Annotated in this window: 23 protein-coding genes; 3 read left to right on the top strand and 20 right to left on the bottom strand. The window is 71.8% G+C overall.

The genetic code is table 11. From position 1 onward, the window contains the following. Positions 1 to 6 precede the first annotated feature (6 nt). Both I4Q55_RS32470 and I4Q55_RS32465 read left to right on the top strand, forming a co-directional pair. Entirely contained in the window at positions 7 to 204 is a 198-nt protein-coding gene (locus I4Q55_RS32470) for a ferredoxin (protein WP_206793272.1), read from the top strand. Then, on the top strand, positions 201 to 1,325 hold the full coding sequence (locus I4Q55_RS32465; RefSeq protein ID WP_206793270.1) for an NAD(P)/FAD-dependent oxidoreductase: 1,125 nt from the start codon (positions 201 to 203) through the stop codon (positions 1,323 to 1,325). The genes I4Q55_RS32470 and I4Q55_RS32465 overlap by 4 nt, the downstream gene beginning before the upstream one ends. A gap of 7 nt (positions 1,326 to 1,332) precedes the next feature. On the opposite strand, the gene I4Q55_RS32460 is transcribed toward I4Q55_RS32465, so the two are convergent. Both I4Q55_RS32460 and I4Q55_RS32455 read right to left on the bottom strand, forming a co-directional pair. Continuing rightward, positions 1,333 to 1,848 (bottom strand): pyridoxamine 5'-phosphate oxidase family protein, encoded by a 516-nt coding sequence (locus I4Q55_RS32460; RefSeq protein WP_206793269.1) that lies wholly within the window; start codon positions 1,846 to 1,848, stop codon positions 1,333 to 1,335. 203 nt (positions 1,849 to 2,051) lie between these two features. After that, positions 2,052 to 2,648: a TetR/AcrR family transcriptional regulator gene (locus tag I4Q55_RS32455; RefSeq protein ID WP_206793267.1), complete on the bottom strand. Its 597-nt coding sequence runs from the start codon at positions 2,646 to 2,648 to the stop codon at positions 2,052 to 2,054. 251 nt (positions 2,649 to 2,899) lie between these two features. On the opposite strand from I4Q55_RS32455, the gene I4Q55_RS32450 reads away from it, so the two are divergent. Next, on the top strand, positions 2,900 to 3,403 hold the full coding sequence (locus I4Q55_RS32450; RefSeq protein WP_206793265.1) for a DUF2218 domain-containing protein: 504 nt from the start codon (positions 2,900 to 2,902) through the stop codon (positions 3,401 to 3,403). Between the two features lie 24 nt (positions 3,404 to 3,427). On the opposite strand, the gene I4Q55_RS32445 is transcribed toward I4Q55_RS32450, so the two are convergent. From I4Q55_RS32445 to I4Q55_RS32360, 18 genes are all read right to left on the bottom strand, one after another. Beyond that, positions 3,428 to 4,363 (bottom strand): M56 family metallopeptidase, encoded by a 936-nt coding sequence (locus tag I4Q55_RS32445; RefSeq protein WP_206793263.1) that lies wholly within the window; start codon positions 4,361 to 4,363, stop codon positions 3,428 to 3,430. Next, entirely contained in the window at positions 4,360 to 4,722 is a 363-nt protein-coding gene (locus I4Q55_RS32440; RefSeq protein ID WP_206793261.1) for a BlaI/MecI/CopY family transcriptional regulator, read from the bottom strand. The genes I4Q55_RS32445 and I4Q55_RS32440 overlap by 4 nt, the downstream gene beginning before the upstream one ends. Positions 4,723 to 4,759: 37 nt before the next feature. Further along, the gene (locus I4Q55_RS32435; protein ID WP_206793259.1) at positions 4,760 to 5,812 is read right to left on the bottom strand and encodes a C40 family peptidase; all 1,053 of its coding nucleotides are present in this window, start codon (positions 5,810 to 5,812) and stop codon (positions 4,760 to 4,762) included. 132 nt (positions 5,813 to 5,944) lie between these two features. Continuing rightward, on the bottom strand, positions 5,945 to 6,568 hold the full coding sequence (locus I4Q55_RS32430; RefSeq protein WP_206793257.1) for a DUF305 domain-containing protein: 624 nt from the start codon (positions 6,566 to 6,568) through the stop codon (positions 5,945 to 5,947). 63 nt (positions 6,569 to 6,631) lie between these two features. After that, positions 6,632 to 7,033 (bottom strand): DUF6153 family protein, encoded by a 402-nt coding sequence (locus I4Q55_RS32425; RefSeq protein WP_206793255.1) that lies wholly within the window; start codon positions 7,031 to 7,033, stop codon positions 6,632 to 6,634. 118 nt (positions 7,034 to 7,151) lie between these two features. Next, positions 7,152 to 7,424, bottom strand: coding sequence for a hypothetical protein (locus tag I4Q55_RS32420; RefSeq protein WP_206793253.1), 273 nt, complete (start codon positions 7,422 to 7,424; stop codon positions 7,152 to 7,154). A gap of 34 nt (positions 7,425 to 7,458) precedes the next feature. Beyond that, the gene (locus tag I4Q55_RS32415) at positions 7,459 to 7,953 is read right to left on the bottom strand and encodes a hypothetical protein (protein ID WP_206793250.1); all 495 of its coding nucleotides are present in this window, start codon (positions 7,951 to 7,953) and stop codon (positions 7,459 to 7,461) included. Then, the gene (locus tag I4Q55_RS32410; protein WP_206793248.1) at positions 7,940 to 8,377 is read right to left on the bottom strand and encodes a MarR family winged helix-turn-helix transcriptional regulator; all 438 of its coding nucleotides are present in this window, start codon (positions 8,375 to 8,377) and stop codon (positions 7,940 to 7,942) included. Before I4Q55_RS32410 ends, I4Q55_RS32415 begins: the two co-directional genes overlap by 14 nt. 46 nt (positions 8,378 to 8,423) lie before the next feature. Then, positions 8,424 to 8,648 (bottom strand): hypothetical protein, encoded by a 225-nt coding sequence (locus I4Q55_RS32405; RefSeq protein WP_206793246.1) that lies wholly within the window; start codon positions 8,646 to 8,648, stop codon positions 8,424 to 8,426. Then, entirely contained in the window at positions 8,629 to 10,041 is a 1,413-nt protein-coding gene (locus tag I4Q55_RS32400) for an NADH-quinone oxidoreductase subunit N (protein WP_206793244.1), read from the bottom strand. Before I4Q55_RS32400 ends, I4Q55_RS32405 begins: the two co-directional genes overlap by 20 nt. A gap of 16 nt (positions 10,042 to 10,057) precedes the next feature. Beyond that, the gene (locus I4Q55_RS32395) at positions 10,058 to 11,536 is read right to left on the bottom strand and encodes a NuoM family protein (RefSeq protein WP_206793243.1); all 1,479 of its coding nucleotides are present in this window, start codon (positions 11,534 to 11,536) and stop codon (positions 10,058 to 10,060) included. A gap of 17 nt (positions 11,537 to 11,553) precedes the next feature. Beyond that, positions 11,554 to 13,341: an NADH-quinone oxidoreductase subunit L gene (locus I4Q55_RS32390; RefSeq protein ID WP_206793241.1), complete on the bottom strand. Its 1,788-nt coding sequence runs from the start codon at positions 13,339 to 13,341 to the stop codon at positions 11,554 to 11,556. 4 nt (positions 13,342 to 13,345) lie between these two features. After that, positions 13,346 to 13,651, bottom strand: coding sequence for an NADH-quinone oxidoreductase subunit NuoK (nuoK, locus tag I4Q55_RS32385; protein WP_206793239.1), 306 nt, complete (start codon positions 13,649 to 13,651; stop codon positions 13,346 to 13,348). Continuing rightward, on the bottom strand, positions 13,648 to 14,211 hold the full coding sequence (locus I4Q55_RS32380) for an NADH-quinone oxidoreductase subunit J (protein WP_206793237.1): 564 nt from the start codon (positions 14,209 to 14,211) through the stop codon (positions 13,648 to 13,650). Before I4Q55_RS32380 ends, nuoK begins: the two co-directional genes overlap by 4 nt. A gap of 14 nt (positions 14,212 to 14,225) precedes the next feature. Then, a complete protein-coding gene (locus I4Q55_RS32375) occupies positions 14,226 to 15,152 on the bottom strand; it encodes an NADH-quinone oxidoreductase subunit H (protein ID WP_206793235.1) in 927 nt (308 codons plus the stop codon). After that, complete coding sequence (locus I4Q55_RS32370; RefSeq protein WP_206793233.1) at positions 15,145 to 16,176, bottom strand: hypothetical protein; 1,032 nt, start codon at positions 16,174 to 16,176, stop codon at positions 15,145 to 15,147. Before I4Q55_RS32370 ends, I4Q55_RS32375 begins: the two co-directional genes overlap by 8 nt. Then, positions 16,167 to 16,508, bottom strand: coding sequence for an NADH-quinone oxidoreductase subunit A (locus tag I4Q55_RS32365; protein ID WP_307793362.1), 342 nt, complete (start codon positions 16,506 to 16,508; stop codon positions 16,167 to 16,169). Before I4Q55_RS32365 ends, I4Q55_RS32370 begins: the two co-directional genes overlap by 10 nt. A gap of 151 nt (positions 16,509 to 16,659) precedes the next feature. After that, a complete protein-coding gene (locus I4Q55_RS32360; RefSeq protein ID WP_206793231.1) occupies positions 16,660 to 17,712 on the bottom strand; it encodes a C40 family peptidase in 1,053 nt (350 codons plus the stop codon). Positions 17,713 to 17,783 lie beyond the last annotated feature (71 nt).

Below are 17,783 nucleotides of genomic sequence, written 5' to 3'. Positions count from 1 at the left end.
CATCCGGTGCAGATCTCCGCCGACTACGACCGCTGCGAAGGCCACGGCCTGTGCGCCGAGCAAGCTCCCGCGATCTTCGAGCTCGACGACGACGCCGAACTCGTCCACCACTTCGAAGGCACCGACATCCCGCCGGGGCAGCTCGCCGCCGCGCGGGCGGCCGTCACCTCGTGCCCGGTCGCCGCGCTGCGGGAGCTCCCGTGACACCACCGCGCTCGATCGTCGTCGCCGGCGAGTCCATCGCCGGCATCACCGCGGCGAGGGAGCTGCGAGAACGGGGCCACGCGGGTCCGATCACCGTGATCGGCGCGGAAGAGTGCGGCGCCTACGCCCGGCCTCCGCTCTCCAAGGCCGTGCTCAAGGACGACCGTGCCGACAGCACGCTCGGCTACCGGCTCGACGGGCTCGGCATCGACGTCGTCCGCTCGCCCGCGGTGACCGCCGACCTCGACCGGCGGGTGGTGGCCACCGCGAACGGCCGGGAGATCGGCTACGACGCGCTCATCATCGCCACCGGCGCTCGTGCCCGGCGGATCGCCGCTCCCGGCCAACGCGGCGAAACGGTACTGCGAACCCTGGACGACGCACGCCGGCTGCGCACACGGCTCGACGCCGCTCGTTCGGCGGTCGTCGTCGGCGCCGGCTTCCTCGGCCTGGAAGTCGTCAGCGCCTGCGTGGCCCGGGGCATCCCGGTGACCGTGGTCGACGTCGACCCGCCGCTGCGCCGCATCCTCGGCCCGTTCGTCTCCGGGGCGATCACCACGCGGGCCGAAGAACACGGCGTCCGCGTCATCGTCACCGGAGGACCGGCGAAGTTGACCGGCGATCCGGTCGACGGCGTGCGGCTGGCGGAGGGCACCGCCCTCACCGCCGACCTGGTCGTCACCTGCTGTGGCGAGGTGCCGAACACGGCCTGGCTGGCGGAAGCCGGACTGGCCGGTCCCCACGGCGTCGCCATCGACCCGGCCTGCGCCACCGCGATACCGGGCGTGTTCGCCGCCGGGGACGTGACGTGCCTTCGCACCGGCGGGACGCGCACCCCGTTCTGGTCCACCGCCGTCGCCCAGGGCAAGGCGGCCGCCGCGTCGGCACTGGATCTTGTCCCGGCGGGGCCGCCGCTCGACGACTACTTCTGGACGGAGATCCTCGGCCTGGCCGTCAAGGTCGTGGGCCCGTTGCCGCCACCCGGCGAGCCGGACCTCGTCGAGGGAAGCGTGCCAGGCGGATCGGCGCTGCTGACCTGGTTCGGCGAAAACGGGCAGCGCACTGTCGTCGCGTACGGAAAGCGCGTTCCGGTGCCGAAGCTGCGTGCACTGGCCGGCTGACGGCTGGTCACTTGGCGATGAGCTTCGCGGCGTCGGGGGCGTAGACGGTCATCCAGTGCGGACGCAGCCGGTAGTAGCACACGTCCTTGTCCCAGTCGGTGTGATCGCCGTAGAAGTCCTTGAGGTACGCGAGCAGGTCTGGCCAGTCCGCAGCCGGCTCGCCGACCTCGGGGTTGAGGATCTCCACTGTGCCGTGCGTGAACACGCCCAGGTCCTCGCCGCGCATGTGCGCGACGCTGGCGGCGGGGCGGGCCGCGAGGTGCCGGGCCTTGGCGGCGCTGCGTGCGGTGCCGAAGTACCACTTGCCGTGCAGGAAGTGCCCGTCCACGCCGCTGATCCGCGGCTCGCCCTTCGCCGTCACGGTGGACAGGGCGAGGGTGCACATGCCGACCAGGATCCGGGTGAGCTGCTCGGCGGTCGAGGTGTGCTCGGCGACGATCGAACGGAGGTGATCGGTGGAGCGGGACAGCGATGCGTCGAGCAGGGCCTGGAGCTCATCGAGTTCTTCGGGCGTTTCACGCATCAGTTCACAATAGCCACCGCCGGACCTGGCAGGGAGCTGACAGAGTCCGGCCGCTGATCGCAACGCGACACGCTCGCAACAACCCGGTTCAGGTCGGCTACTTGTCCTTTTCGGACAGTGGCTCAGGTCCCCGGTCGGTTCCCAGGCCGCCGCATCCACAGCGGTTCGCGTCCGTGCGCAAAGACTTCTCCTGCGGGCAAACCTCAAGCAGTGCCCGGCGGGCGGAGGCCGGCGAGGGTGACCTCGACCAGCCGCTCGGCCGCCGCGTCGGAGGGGAGCCCGCCGGCCGCGGTGAGGGCGTGCAGGCAGTAGGTGGCCAGTTCCTCGGCGGCGACGTCGTCGCGAACAGCGCCGGCCTCGGCTGCCTGCTCCAGCAGTTCGCGGAACATCTCGTGCAGATGCCGTTGTGCGTGGGCGACGTGCTCGTCCGGGTGCAGGAGGGCGGCGAGTTCGGCGCCGTGCGGCTCGTTGTGGTGCCGCACCCTCTCGCGGTGGATCAGGGCATAGGCCTTCAGGACGCGTTCGAGGCGGGCGGCCGGGTCCGCGGTCTGGTCGCGGACCGCGGCGAGTTCGTGCAGGTGCGCGCTGATCCGGCGTTCGTGCCAGGCAGAGAGGATCGATTCGACGTCCGGGAAGTACTTGTAGAGCGTCGCCCGCCCGATGCCGGTCTTCTCGGCGATCTTCGACATCGTCACCGACGTGAGACCGTGCTCGGCGACCAGTGCGGCGGTCGTGTCCAGCGTCGCGTCGCGGACCGCCTGGCGGTGGGTCTCGATCGTCTCGTTCCACAGCTTGGGCACCAGCGGAGGATACACAACGGCACGGTCAATACAGCAAGGATTGACAGCGACACTCTGTCTCGATAAAACTTGCCGCATGGTTGAAGCCAGGGCACACCCGCAGGTCGTGCGCGGTCCCGACGATCTCTACGTCACCCGTCCACCGTGGGACATCGGCGCGTGGTTCGCCGCCCTGACGAGGAGCTGAGCCATGCCGGCACGCCGAGGCCATGGGAGCCCGGAAGCCGCACCGAGGCCAGGAACGTCCCGAGGTGGTCCGTGTCGAATGGACCGACGAGGCGGGGCTCATCGAGTTCACGTGGGGCCGGTGCACGCTGCGGAGCACCGCGGAGGAACTGGCGGTGCGGCTCGACGTGGACGGTGACGACCGGCTGCGGGTGATCCGGGATCTGCTCACCGCCGACCTCGAGCGGTTCGGGCAGCGGGAAGGTGTGAAGGTCATCTGGCAGGGAGCGGAAGCGCCGGCATCCGACGTGGTGAGCCGGCGTGGGACGAAGATCGCCCTGGTCGCGGCGGTGGTGCTGGCCGTCGTCGCGCACGTCGCGGTCGGCAGCGCCGCGCTCACGTCGTGGCGCTGGACCAGCGTGGCCGCGGACGTCGTGCTCGCGGTCGTCGTCCTGAAGATCGTCGTCGTGGCCGTGCTCGCCCGGCGGCGGGTGCGCGCGCACCGCATCCCGAGCTTCGCAGCACATGCGCGGAGGAGGGCCGTCAGGTCACCGGCGCCGACCCAAGACCGGCGACCAGGTTCCCACTGACCGCGGCAGGCCTGCTGACGGCTCTCACGGGCACGAAACCAGGCTGGTCCCGACCACCAAAGCGACGGCGACCGCGGCGGGCGCGACCAGTGCGGCGAACCCGCCGGCCACGGTCACCGCCCGGGACACGAGTCGCGAGCCGGTGTGGGCGGTGAGCCGCTGCAGCCGGATCGTGGTGTCGCCGCCCGCCATGGCCAGCGACCGCCGGGGACCCTCGACCGCCCGGATCGACAGGAGCGCGGATCGCAGCGGCTCGCGGCCGCACTGCTCCGCCGCTGTCCGGTCGGCGGCCAGCTCGACCAGCAACTGGACCGCGCCGGGCAGCTCCCGCAGCAGCGGGACGAACCCGAGCGTGCGGCCCAGGACGTCCGCCACCGCGGTGAGCAGGTGGTGCCGGCTGTGGACGTGGGCGCGCTCGTGCGCCAAGACCGCGCGCAGCTCCCCGGCCGACAACCGGTCCTTCAACCCCGTGCTGGCGACGATCAGCGCCTGGCGGCCGCCGAGGCTGTAGGCGACCGGCTCGTCCTCCGGCACCCAGAGGGTCGGCAGCGGGCGGCCGTCGGCCGAGCCGGACAGCCGCAGCGCGAGCAGGTGGCGGCGGTGCAGGACGTTGCGGCGCCGGCGGCGGCCGGCCGAAGCCAGCGCGAGCCGGGCGGCCGCCGCCAGCACGACGGCCGTCGCGATGCCCCCGGCGATCGGATCGAGGGCGGGCAGGTTGCCGTGGCCGACCGCGGCCCAGCAGTCGTGCAGCACGGCCAGGACGGCCGCGGCCGGGCCGTGGCCGGGCAGCACCAAGAGCAGCACACCCGCGATGGTTCCGGCGATGAGACCGGCCGCGGTGAGCAACCACCAGGTCAGCGCCGTGCCCGGGCTCACCAGGGCGGAGAGCCTGCTCAGCGGCCGCGGTGACCACCAGCCGACCACCAGGACCCCGAGCAGGATCGCGGCCGCCGTGATCACCGCTTGCGCGGCTTCCGGCGCAGTGCCTTGCGGAGGAAGTCCGACTCTTCCTCCGACGTCGAACGCACGAAGTGCAGCAACACCGACTCCCGATCGCCGCCGGAGTCGAGCAGCTCCCGCAGCATCTGCGCGGTGGCCTCCTCGCGGGAGGTGACCGCGGTGTAGTGGTAGGCGCGGTTCTCCATCTCCCGGACGACCCAGCCCTTGCGGTGCAGGTTGTCCAGCACCGTCATCACGGTGGTGTAGGCCAGGTCGCGGTGCCGGTTGAGCTCGTCGAGCACCTCGCGGACCCGCATCGGTTCCGTCGCGCTCCACAGCGCGTTCATGACCGACGCCTCGAGCTCGCCCAGCTTCAGCATGGCACCTCCGCGCAAAAGGATACCCGTCCGGCCGGGATCACCCGACGATGCGCCGGGCACCCAGCAGGTGGCCGTCACCGCGCTGGGGACGCACGTCGACCAGCTGCCCTTCGGTGGGGGCGTCGACCATCTTGCCGTCGCCGACGTACATCGCGACGTGGTGGATCGCCGCCGCGTTGCCGGTGCCGTCGTCGTAGAACAGGAGGTCACCCGGGACGAGCTGGTCGAGCGGCACGGCCTTGCCGGCGGTGAACTGCTGGCGGCTGGTGCGCGGGATCGTGACGCCGGCCTGCTTGTACGCCCAGGACGTCAAGCCGGAGCAGTCGAACTCGCTCGGCCCGGTGGCGCCCCACTCGTACTCCGAGCCACGCTTGGACAGCGCGGCCTGCAGCGCGTCGTTCGCGGCACCGGGCGGACCGAGGTACGAGCCGTTGTCCTGGACCGTGCCGAGCTTTTTGCGGTCTGCGGAGGAAAGATTGCCGAGCGCCTTGCGGACTTCGGCGATCTGTCCCTTCAGGTCCTCTTGGCGCTTGCGGACGTCGTCCAGCGCCGTGGCCGCGTCGTCGGCGGCCAGCTGGGCCGTCTTCTGCGCGTTCGCCGCGGTGGTTTTCGCGTTTTCGGCCTGGTTCACGGCGTCGCGGAGGCCACCGAGGACGACGGTCTTCTGATCGGCCAGCATCGACAACGCCGAAGCGCGGTCGAGGAACTCCTGCCGGTTGCCGCTGTCCAGCAGCATCGCCGCGTTGCCGAGCTGCCCGCCGTCGAGCGCGGACAGCGCGATGGTGTCCACTTGCGGCCGGAACTGCGCGACGGCCGCCTGCGCCTTGCCGAGGTCGTCGTTGGCCTTGGTCACGTCCGCGTTCGCCTTGTCGCGTTCGGCTTGCCGCGCGTTCAGCTGGTCCTGCGCGGTCAGCAGGTCCTCGTCGGCCTTGGCCGCCTGCGCGCCCAGTTCCTGGTAGCGCCGCATGGGGTCCTGGCTGCTGGGTGGCGGTGCCGGCTGTGCGCTCGCGGGGAGTGTTCCCCAGCCGATGAGCAGCAGTGCGGTGGTGGCGGCGAGCGGATGTCGCAGGGATCGCCGGTGCGGTGTCACGGGTTCTGAATCTCCTGCCGCGAGGACGGTCAACTAATCGGAGTAGTACTAGCCGGGTAGTTGTCTGTCCTCTGTGAAGGCAGGCGACGGCCACCCCGGGGTAACTCGGGGTGGCCGCCGGGAGTCGGGGGATCAGCTCTGCGAAAGCAGGCCCTGCATCTCCGTGATCTCCGCCTGCTGGGTGTCGATGATCTTCTGGGCAAGTGCCTTGGCGTCGGCGTTGCTGCCCTTGGACAGCTCGGTCCTGGCCATCTCGACCGCGCCCTGGTGGTGCTGGATCATCATGTCGAGCCACATCTTGTCGAACTCGGCGCCCTTGGCCTGCCCGAGCTTCTGCATGTCGGCGTCGGACATCATGCCCGGCATGGAGCCCGTCGACCCGTGATCCATGCCGGGCATGCCCGGCGTCGACGAGGCCGAGGGAGCGCCCCAGGCGGTCAGCCAGCCCTGCATCTGCCGGATCTCCGGGTCCTGGGCCTTTTCGATCCGGCTCGCCAGGTCGACGACCTTGGGGTTGGTGCTGCGGGACGGCACCAGCTTCGCCATGTCGAGGGCCTGGCTGTGGTGCGGAACCATCTGCTGGGCGAACGCGATGTCGTCGGCGTTGTGGCCGGCCGCCTGCCGGCTCGGGGCCGGCGCCGGCGCGGACGCGCTGGAGCTCATGCCGGACATGGACGCGTGGTCGCTGCTGCTGCACGCGCTCAGCACGAGCGCGGAGATGGCGGCGACGCCGCTGACGAGCAGAGTTTTGCGCATGACAAATCCTTCTCTGTGAATTGCTGCTGTAAGACCGGTGAGGACCGCGGAGAACGCGGCCGGTCAGGTCCGCAGAACGCAGAGAGAGGTGAGGATCAGCCGGCCACGTCTGTCGGGTGGACGTCCGGGTGCGGGGGAGCCGCGAGGACTTGCCGGCGGGAGAACTTCCGCCGGCCGCGACCGGCTGAGCGCCAGGAGGGCGAGGAAAAGAGCCACCACCGCACCGACCACGGCCATGCAGAGGTGGCGGAGATCGTGGGCACCGTCCGGCATGCCGGGCTGGTGTTCGCCGGAGCCCGAGTCGACGACCGCGGACGACTCGGCTTGGGAAGCCGGCATGGCGTGCGTCACGGAGCCGTGCTCGGGGCTCGTCGCCATGCTGACGTGGTGCATGGCGGCAACGCAGAGCGCGAGCGCGCACAGCAGCAGGACCTGCTGTACTTTGCCGAGCCGGGTCGCCGCCACGTCTCCACGGTACTCAGCCCTCCGCGGGCTTCCGCTAGGTGGGGTAGTACGAGAACCGATAGTTGAGGTGCGTTCCGTCCGTTCTTCGAGAGGTCGATGGTCGGTCGGCGCGATCAGGTCAGAGCCGGAGTGCCATGCCGGCCGAGTGTGGCGCGGTTTCCGCGAAGCCGTACTGCGTGTAGAGGTGGCGTGCGTCGCCCATGATCTTCTTGCCCAGTCCGATGACGCGGCCCATGCCCACCGGGTGGTCGTCGTGGTGGGCGACGACGGAGTACCAGCTGCCGGCGCCCGCCGCTGCCGCCGCGGTCGACTTGGGACTCGGTCCGCCGGCGACCCGCAGGCGCTGGCAGGCCTCGACCGGAGGTGTTTCGGCTCGGACGACGTAGGTCACGGCACTCCGGTGGTTCGGTGGCACGTCGGCGCCGTCAGCGGGTGGCGTGCGGGCCGTGGTCGCCGAGCTGGGCGTCGAACCAGGCGTGGAGGGCGGTGCGAAGCCCGGTGTCGCCGGCGGTGTAGGTGGCGCGTGCTCCGTCGGGGGTGTTTTCGTACTCGATGGTGATCCGCCCGCCGTGTGCTCGGAGCGTGGCCAGGCCGGGCATCTCGGTGCCGTGGATGCGGGCGGGGTCGGTGAAGTCGCCGCGGCGGAAGCGGTCCACCTCCGCTGTCAGGTGCTGCTGGATGAGGGTGATCTGGGCGGTGTCGCGCGGGTCGTCGGCGACCACGGTCTGCACGCCGCCGGTGCCGGACTTGGTGAACCGGTGGGTCGTGCGTTCGAGGTCGAAGGGCATGACGGACGCGCCCCGCTCGGCGACCTCGGCCTGCCGGGCGGAGGTCGCCGAAGGGTCGGCGGCGCAGCCGCTGCCGAGCGCGACGGCAGCGGCGGCGGCCACCAGCAGCAGGGTGCGGTCAGGTCGGTTCACCGGTGGCCTCCGCGAGGATCTGGAGCGCGCGCACCACGGTGGCGCGTTGGTCGTCGGGTATGCGTTCGAGCAGGACGGTGAGCCGGTCCCGGCGGGCGTCGGCCTGCCGGGCCGCGGCGGTGGCACCGGCGTCGGTGAGCACCAGCAGCACGCCGCGGCCGTCGCCGTCGGCTGTTTCCCGGTGCACCCAGCCCCGGCCGGCCAGGTTGGCGACCAGCCGGCTGACGGTGCTCTTCTCCAACCGCAACCGGCGGGCCAGCTCCACCTGGCGAAGCCGGCCCGCACGGGCGATCTCCACCATCGCGTGTGCCTCCGAGACCGGCAGCGGCTGCCCGCACGGCGTGCGCTCGGGCTGGTGGAGGCCGAAGTTGCGGACGAACCGCATCAGCGCCTCCTGCGCCGCGTCCGTCTCCCCGCTCTGCATGGTTCGACCATACAACCAGATGGTTCGACGATGCAACCTTCATTGGTCATTCCACATAGGACACCAAGGTCATCATGGTCGACTCCCCGTGGCCGCCCTTGCCCTCGGCGCCCGCGTTGACCAGACGCAGCCGGATGCGCTGCCCCGGCTTGCCCGCGAACGACGTCGGTGCGGTCGCGGTCCTGCCGTTGCCGAGGAAGTGCAGGTACGTGACGTCGCCGGCATCGCCGCCAAGAAGGCCGGACTTCGGATCACATCGCCGTGAGATCACCCCGGAACGCGGCGAGCAGAAGACCGGACAACGGCCCCAGGGCGAGCGATCCCACCGTGGCGGCGTATGCGGTGGTGGCGGCCCAGCGGTCGACGACGGCGGTTTCCGGGACCTCGGCGGACCGCACGGCCGGGGCGATCCAGCGGAGGTAGTAGAAGAGGCTGGCGACGGTGTTGACGGCGGCCACGACGACGAGCCAGCCGTACCCGCCGTCGAAGGCCGCGGTGAAGACGGTCAGCTTTCCGGCGAAGACGGCGGTCGGCGGGGTGCCGACGAGGCCGAGCAAGCAGATCACGAGGCTCACGGCCAGCCACGGGCGCCGGCGGAGCAGCCCGCGGTACTCGTCGATCAGCTTCCGCCGCGGGAGGGCGCAGACGACCGCGAAGGCGCCGAGGTTGGTCAGGGCGTAGGCCGCGAGGTACAGGAGCGTGCCCGGGAGCGCCAGCGAGCTGCGGCCGGCCACGACGACGGCCATCAGCAGGTAGCCGACCTGGCTGATCGTCGAATAGCCGAGCAGCCGGCGCACGTCGCGCTGGAAGAACGCGGCCAGGTTGCCGAGCGTCATGGTGACCGCGGCGATCAGCGCCACCAGCAGTGGCCAGTCGACGTTCGAACCGGACATCGCCGTCGCGACCAGCCGGTACGCGGCGACGACGCCGCCGATCTTCGGGACGGTGGTGAGGAACGCCGCGGCGGGCGGCCGGGTGCCTTCGGTGACGTCCGGGATCCAGAAGTGCGCCGGGACCGCGCCCAGCTTGAACAGCAGCCCGGCCAGCACGCCGACGAACCCGGCGGCGACCGCGGCGGCAGGCGCGGCGCCGAGTGACTTCTGCAGGTCGGCGTACGTCGTCGCGCCGCCGACGCCGAAGAGGACCGTGGCCCCGGCCAGCATCGTGATCCCGAGCAGCGCGCCGAGCAGGTAGAACTTCAGAGCGCCTTCGGTCCCGAGGTCGTCCTTGGCGAACCCGGCGATCGCGTACAGCGGGATGCTGGCCAGCAGGTACGCGGCCACGAGCAGGAGCAGGTCGTTCGCGCCGGTGAGGACGATCGTGCCGAGGGCCGCGAGCAGCACCAGGACGTACAGCTCGCTTTCGCGCGGCGACGCCCGGAACTCCCCGGCGCTGACCCCGAGCGTGATCAGGACGGCGACCACGACGATGAGGCGTCCGGCGTTGGTGGCGACGTCGATGGCGTAGCTGTCCCCGAACACCGTCCGGGCCGGGTCGTTCCAGACCGCCACGGTGGCGACCAGGGCGGCCGCGCAGGCGAGGGCGGTCAGCAGCCGGACCGGCCACTGCCGCTGCCGGGGCAGGTAGGACCCGAGCAGCAGCCCGGCGACCGCGGCCACGGCGAGGATGATCTCGGGCAGCAGCGCGAGGGGGTCCTCGTTCATCATCTCCACGGCGCGGTCACCTGGCCAGCAGGCTCAGGACCGACTGCGACGCCGGTTCGATCAGGTCGAGCAGGAACCGCGGGAAGACGCCGACGACGACGGCGAGCACCAGCAGGGGCGCGATCGAGGCCCCTTCGGCGGCCGTGAGGTCGGCCGTGGGCTCGTTCGCCTTGCCCAGGAACACCTTCTGGAACGCGCGGAGGAACAGCGCGGCCGTCACCAGGATGCCGAGGAAGGCCAGCACGGTCGCGACCGGCGCCGGGCCCAGCGAGCCGGTGAAGATCTGGAACTCCGCGATGAAGCCGGAGAACCCGGGCAGCCCGAGCGAGGCGAACGCGGCGGCCGCGGTCAGCCCGGCGAACCGGGGCGCGCTCGCGGCCAGGCCGCCGTAGCGGTCCATGTCGTAGGTGCCACCGCGTTCGTAGAGGGCCCCGGCGAGGAGGAACAGCGCGCCGGTGATGAGGCCGTGGCTGACCATCTGGGTGACCGCGCCGGTGACCGCGAGCTGACGCGCTTCCACGTCCGAGCCGGCGATGAGCCCGGCCGCGCCGACCGCGAGCACGATGTATCCCATGTGGTTGACCGACGTGTAGGCGATCATCCGCTTGAAGTCGCGTTGTCCCAGCGCGACCAACGCTCCATAAAGGACGCTCACGACGCCGATGACGACGAACACGACCGCGTGGCGGCGCCAGGAGTCCGGCAGGATCGGCATCGCGATCCGGACGAACCCGTAGGTGCCCATCTTCAGCAGGACCCCGGCCAGGATCGCCGACCCGGCCGCGGGCGCCTCGGTGTGCGCGGGCGGCAACCACGTGTGGAACGGGACGGTCGGGGTCTTGATCGCGAACCCGACGCCGAGTGCGAGCAGCACCAGCCCCGCGGCCCAGCCGCCGCCGGCCAGCGGCGTCTGGCGGGTCAGCTCCACGATGTCGAAGGTGTGCGGCGACGCCGTGACGTACAGCGCGATGAACCCGACCAGCAGCGCCAGCGACCCGACGAACGTGTAGAGGAAGAACTTCAGCGCGGCACGGGCGGCGTCCCGGTGGCCCCAGCCGGCGATCACGAAGTACATGCCGACGATGGACAGGTCGAAGAAGACGAAGAACAGGATCAGGTCGAGCGCGACGAACAGCCCGAGGCTGACCGACTCGAGGAACAGGAACAGTACGGCGAAGGACCGGACGCGATGGTCTTGCCGCAGGGAGTACACCGCGCAGGCCAGGAACAGCACGGCCGTGAGAGCCAGCAGCGGCAGGCTGAGGCCGTCGACGCCGAGGTGGTAACCCGAGCTGATGCTGGGGATCCACCGCAGGTTGACCTCGTAGGCGTAGCCGTCGCCGCCGGGGTAGCCGATCCAGAGGGCGACGACCAGGGCCAGCTCCACCGCCGCGGCGGCGACCCACCACCAGCGGACGAACCGGGCGCCGGCGCGCGGCAGCACCAGCGGCACCACGGCGGCCACCAGGGGCAGGAACACCACGACGCTGAGCACGCGCTACCTCACGTTCGTCACAGGATGATCAACAACACGGCCAGTACGCCCAGCGCGACCGCGGCCTGGGCGTAGTAGTGGTGCAGCTGCCCGGTCTGCGGCCGCGGCGCCTGCCGCCCGAGCGCGCGAGCACCGCGGGACACCCCGCGGACGACGGCTTCGATCGACACCTCCACGCGGACGTCGGCCAGCTTCCCGAGCGCCGCGCCGGTCGCGGCGGCCACCCGGACGCCGCCGTCCACGACCTGGTCGTCGAACCGGGCGAGACCTCGGGCGAGCCACATCGCCGGCGTCGCCAGGGCGACCTGGGCAACCCGCTCCAGCCGTAACCAGCCGGCGAGGACTCCTGCTTCCGGCAGCGCCCGTCGCCGGACCCAGAGCCCGGCCCCGGCGACGCCGACGATCGCGAGCAGGCCCGACGCGGCCAGCTCGGCCCAGCCGGGTGTCACCTCCGGAGCTCCGACGAGCAGGCCGATCCCGAGCAACGCGGCCGCCGCGGCGAGCACCGGCAGCGGCCCCAGCAGCAGCGGACTCAGCCGCCGCTCGGCCACCTCGGCCGGCTGCCACAGGATCACCAGCACCCGGCCGACGTACGCGCCGCTGACCAGGGCGGCCGCCAACCCGGCGACGTACAGCGCGGGGGAGTCGGCCAGGGCCGCGGCGAGCACGGCGTCCTTGGTCACCCAGATCGACAGCGGCGGGACCCCGGCCAAGGTGAGCGCGCCGATCGTGAACACCACGCCGAGCAGCGGATACCGGCGCGCGGCACCCCGAAGGCGCTGCAGATCCTTGGTACCGAGGGCGACCAGCCAGGCGCCGGCGCCGAGGAACAGCAGGCTCTTGGTCGCCGCGTGGGCGACGAGCTGGCCCGTCCCGGCGGCGGCACCGCCGGCACCGGCGGCGAGCACCATGAACCCGAGCTGCGAACACGTCGACGCGGCCAGCACCTGCTTGAGGTCGCGCTGGACCACGGCGACCGCGCCGAGCACCAGCGCGGTCAGCACGCCGATCCAGGCCACCGTGCCGGCGGCCCAGCCGGTCGCGGCCAGCAGCGGTTCGACCCGGATCAGCAGGTACGCCCCGGCGGCGACCATGGTCGCCGAGTGCAGCAGCGCCGAGACCGGGCTCGGGCCGTCCATCGCGCGGGAGAGCCAGAAGCTGAACGGCAGCTGCGCGGACTTCCCCAGCGCGGCAAGCGCGATCCCGGCGGCCACGGCGTCCCGCCAGCCGCCGGCAGCAGCGGGCAGCCCGGCCAGGCTCAGGCCCGCGACGCCGCCCGCGAGCGCGGCCCCGGCCGCGAGGTACAGGCCGAGGTCGGCGGTGCGCGTCGTGAGGAACGCGATCGCGCCGGAGCTGACGCGGTGGTCCTCCCGCCACCAGAACCCGATCAGCGCGTACGAACACGCGCCCATGACCTCCCAGGCCATCAGCAGCACCACGAGGTCCCGAGCGGTGACCGTCACGAGCATGGCCGTCGCGAAGACCAGCATCAGGCCGTGGAAGCGGGCCCGCGACTCCGCCGCCCCGAACTCCCCGGCGGCGAAGACCAGGACCGCCACCAGCACCACCGCGACCGTGACGACCATGACCGCGGACAGCCCGTCCACGGCGAGCCCGACCCGCAGCCGGGCCAGCAGCGGAGCCGACACCTCGGGCCGCGCGATCGCCGCAACGACGGCCAGGACGAGCGTGACGACGGCCGTCCCGACGCCGGCGGCGGGCGCGACGCGGTCCGCGGCACGGCCGGTGAGCAGGAGCCCGGCGCCGGCGAGCAGGGGGAGGGCGATCAGCAGCCAGAGGGTCATCGGCTCAGCCCTTGAGGTCCGCGGCGGAGTCGGTCAGGTCGACGTCGCGGCGCCGGAAGATCGCCGTGACCACCGCGAACCCGATCGCCATGTCGACCGCCATCAGCGTCACCGCGACCAGCACGACGACCTGGCCGTCCGGCCGCGCCGGCGAGGCGAAGTACCAGAACGCGGCCCCGGCGACGATCACCGCGTTGGCCATCAGCTCCAGGCCCATCATGATCATGACGATGGACTGCTGGGACAGCGCGCCGTAGAGCCCGACGCTGAACAGCGCCGCGGCGAGGAGGAGAAACGCCTGCAGGGTCACCGGTCCAGCCCTCCCCGGATCGGGTCCGTGGGCCGCTTCTCCCGGAGCCGGTCGCCATAGCGGTCGTAGCGACCGCGGTGGTGGGCCAGCACGACGGTGGCGACGATCGTGGCGAACAGGCACAGCCCGAGCACCATCATCACCAGCATTTTCGAGCCCATCAGGGCTTCACCGAGCGCTCGCGTCGGATCCGCCGGCCGCGGCTCGTCCGACGTCGGCCAGTCGACCAGGAAGATACCCGCGGCGAGCGCGGCGAACACTCCGGCCGAGATGGCCAGGGAGCCCTTCTGGTTGTGCACCATGGTCATCGGCATCAACCCGGCCGGGTTCATCATGTACATGATCATGAAGACGACCATGACGACCATCTCCATGATCATCATGAGGATCACGAGCACGCCCAGGTAGGCGAGGTTCAGCAGGAGAACCGTCCCCGCGGCGAAGACGAACGAGGCCAGCAGCGCGAAGGTCGCACGCGCCATCGAGTCCACCCGGAACACCGCGATCCCCGTCACCACCGCACCGACCGCGCACACCCAGAAGGCGACTTGTGTCCACATGCGACGGACTCCCTTCAGCGGACGAGGACGACAACGGCGACGACGAGCGCCTGGACCAGCGTCAGCGGGATGAGCACGACCCAGGCGATCTCCTGGTAGCGCTCCATCCGCAGCGTCGGCAGCCGGCGCTTGACCCACACCAGCACCGCTAGCACGGCCAGGGTCTTCACCAGCGACCACAGCCACGCGGGCAGCAGCGGCCCGGACCCGCCGCCGAGGAACAGCGGCACGGCGAACGCCGCGCCCGAGGTGAGCAGCAGCCACCGGGCGGCGGCGAAGACGAGCCGGTCGGCGCCGGACAGTTCGGCGGCCGCGCCACCGGCGGCGTCGGCGGCGACCGGGTGGCCGAACGGGCCCCAGAACGCCATCGCGAGCACCGACAGCAGGTAGACGACGAACGCGACGGGCATCCACACCACGAACCACAGGGAGTCCTGCGCGGCCACGACGTCGGCGACCCGCAGCGAACCGGCGCCGAGCCCGGCGGTGATCAGCGCGAACATGTGCGGCAGCTCGTAGGCCAGGCCCTGCGCGATGAACCGGTAGCCGCCGACCAGGCCGTACGCCGAGTTGGCGCCCCAGCCGACCAGCCAGACCGCGGCCCAGGCCACGACCTCCATCGCGTTGAACCAGACGATCCCGATCGGCAGGTCCGCCACCGCCCACCGGCCGAGCGGCGTCACGAGCGAGGCGAGCACCGCGGCCGTCAGCAGCGCGAGAGCACCACCTCGCCCGAGCGGGACGTCGGCCGCGATCGTGCGGCGGCGTTGCTGGACGAGCAGTCCACCGGCCTGGCGCAGGGGGAGCGTCAGCGCCGTTCGCCCGGGCCCGCCGCTCGCCCGTTCCCGCAGAACCGCGTCCCACGAGGCGGTCGCCGTGGCCAGGATCGCGAGCACGACGGGCAGCAGCAGGCCGCCCCACCAGGGCAGTTCTTCAACCATGGGAGACCCGCAGGCGTTCGAGGTCGGGATCGAAGCTCGCCACGACCAGCCGGGCAGCCGCGAGGTCGGTGCCCGCCAGCAGTGCTGGCAAGGCGTCGAGGATCTGGGCCGGGTCGTCGGTCTCGGCCGGGTTCGTGGCCTCGTCGATCCAGCGGATCAGGCGGTCCCACCCGTCACCGGAGCCGGCCTGCGCGCCGACGCCGGTCAGCGACCAGCGCAGGACTCGTGAGCGGCGGACCCGGTTCGCCCAGCGCGTGAACCGCGAGCCCGGGTCCTGGCCGGCGAGCAGGTCGTCCCGCAGCCGCGCGGCGACGACGGCGGCGTCCTCCCAGCCCGCGACGGTCAGCAGCCGCACGCAGCTGTCGAGCCGGCGTGCGCGGAGCCGGGCTTCGCCGTCCCAGAACGCGCGCGTGCCGTGCCGCGGCGTCAGGACGGTTCCGACGGTCGCCTCCTGCACGACATCGCCCTGCATCCGGACGCGGACGAGCAGGCCGGCCGGCCAAGCCGGGAGTACCGGGCCGAGCGGCACGGTCAGGCGGTCGAGCTTGAGGCCGTCGCGGTCGGCGGCCCGGTCGGCCATCGGGATGCCGCCGGGCATCTCCATGCCGCCCATGTCGTGTCCGTGGTGGTGCCCGTGGTCCATGTGCTCGGAATGGCCACCGCCGGTGTGGTGAACGTGCTCGGCGGCGGTGTTTCCGGCGGACGACGAGCGTTGCCCGGCTCGCGATCGCAGGCGCACCTCGGCCTCGGAAAGCGCGGCCGCGACCTCCGCCGGATCCGTCAGGCCGATGCGCACGCGAGGCGCCGGAACCAGCTGCCACACCGCGTCGGCGAACGGTGTCATCGCCGGGTCGTCCGCACCCGCGACCACCAGGAGGTTCGCCTCCGCGGGGCGCAACGCGGGCCGCCAGCCGCGGCGGCGCGTCTCCCCCTCGACGGCGAGCCGGACACCGGTCGCGCCGACCGCGGTGGCGATCAGCGGCCGGACGGGCGTCCGGCCGAGCAGCCAGGCCGTCAGGTCCATCGGAAGACGCCTTCACGCCACGCGTACCAGACGCCGGCGAACAGCACGGCCAGGAAGGCGAACATCTCGATCACCGCGGGGGTCCCGACCTCCGCGACGACGAGCGTCCACGGGTACATGAACACCATCTCCATGTCGAAGGCCAGGAAGACCATCGTGATGGTGTACCACCGGACGTGGTAGCGGGAAACCGCGTGTTCGGCCGGCGAGCCGCCGGAGAGGAACGGCAGGACGTCCCGGGCCATCGGCGTCAGCCGGACCAGCCTCGCGACGCCGTAAACCGCCGCGGCGAGCACGAGGACGCCGGCGAGCACCACGAGCGCACCCTGCACCGCGCCTCCCCTCGGCCACGCCGATCTACTAAGCAGCCTAGAGGACCGAAAACCTTCAGGCAGCTCGAAATCGGATCATACATACGGGTAGGGGGTAACGCTATGGGTGCGCGCCGGGCCGGGTGGCATCGCCCCCGGCCCGGCGGCCGGATCAGGCCGTCGGCCGGGTCGCCCCGGCGTACTGGCTCTGCAGCGGCGAGATCTTGACGACGTCGCCGGTGGTCGGCGCGTGCACCATCTTGCCGTCGCCGATGTACATCCCGATGTGCGAGACCGGCGAGTAGTAGGCGACGAGGTCGCCGGGCTGCAGCTGGTCGCGCGGCACCGGGGTGCCGAACTGGGCCTGTGCCGCGGAGTTCCGGGGCAGGGTGATGCCGGCCTTGTTGTACGCCCACAGCATCAGGCCGGAGCAGTCGAACGTGCCCGGCCCGGTGGCGCCCCAGACGTAGGCGCTGCCGAGCTTGCTCAGCGCCGCGTTGACCGCGGTCTGGGCGGCCGCGGTCGGGGCCTTGACGTTGGGCGCTTTGCCGCCCGTGTCCCGCTGGGCGGCCTTGTCCGCGGCGCTCAGGGTCCGGTCGGCGGCCTTGACCTGCTCGATCTGGTCGTTGAGCGTTTTCTGCTTGGCCTCGATGTCCTGCGTCAGCTTCGCCGCGGTGTCGCGTGCGTCCTGCGCCCGCTTCGCCGCGTCACTGGCCTTGGCCGCGGCGTCGGTGGCTTGCCGGATGGTGCCGGTGAGGTTGTCCAGCGACGCGTTCTTGCCCGAGGCCAGCACTTCGAGTGCCGAGGACCGGTCGAGGAAGTCCTGAGTGGACGTGCCGGACAGCAGGGCGGAAAGCTTGTTCAGCTGGACGCCGCTGGTGAACGACGCGCCGGCGAACTTGTCGACCTCGGCCTGGTACTTCTTCTGGTTCTCGCTCGCCGCGGCGGCCTGGGCCTTCGCCGCGTTGACGTCGTTGGTGGCCTTGTCGAGGTCGGCCTGCTTGGCCTTCAGGTCTTCCTGGGCCTTGAGCAGGTCTTCGTTGAGCTTTTCGGCCTGGGCCGCGAGGTCGCGGTACTTGGCCAGGGCGTCCGACCCGGTGGGCGGAGCTTGCTGGAAGGGGACTGGGGCGGCGGTGGCCGTCGGCTGGGCGACGGTGACCACGAGGATCACCGAAGTCGCTGCGAGGACACCTGAAACCACGCGCCTGATGGAATGCGACTGCACGGTCGCGCGGGTCTCCTTTGCTCGTCGTCCGCCGGACGGCACCGGGACGACGAGCCGGGCATCTCTGCTCA

Origin of the sequence: Amycolatopsis sp. MtRt-6, assembly GCF_017308975.1 — a bacterium.
Classification (GTDB): Bacteria; Actinomycetota; Actinomycetes; order Mycobacteriales; family Pseudonocardiaceae; genus Amycolatopsis.
This window is presented reverse-complemented; position numbering and strand designations above follow the sequence as displayed.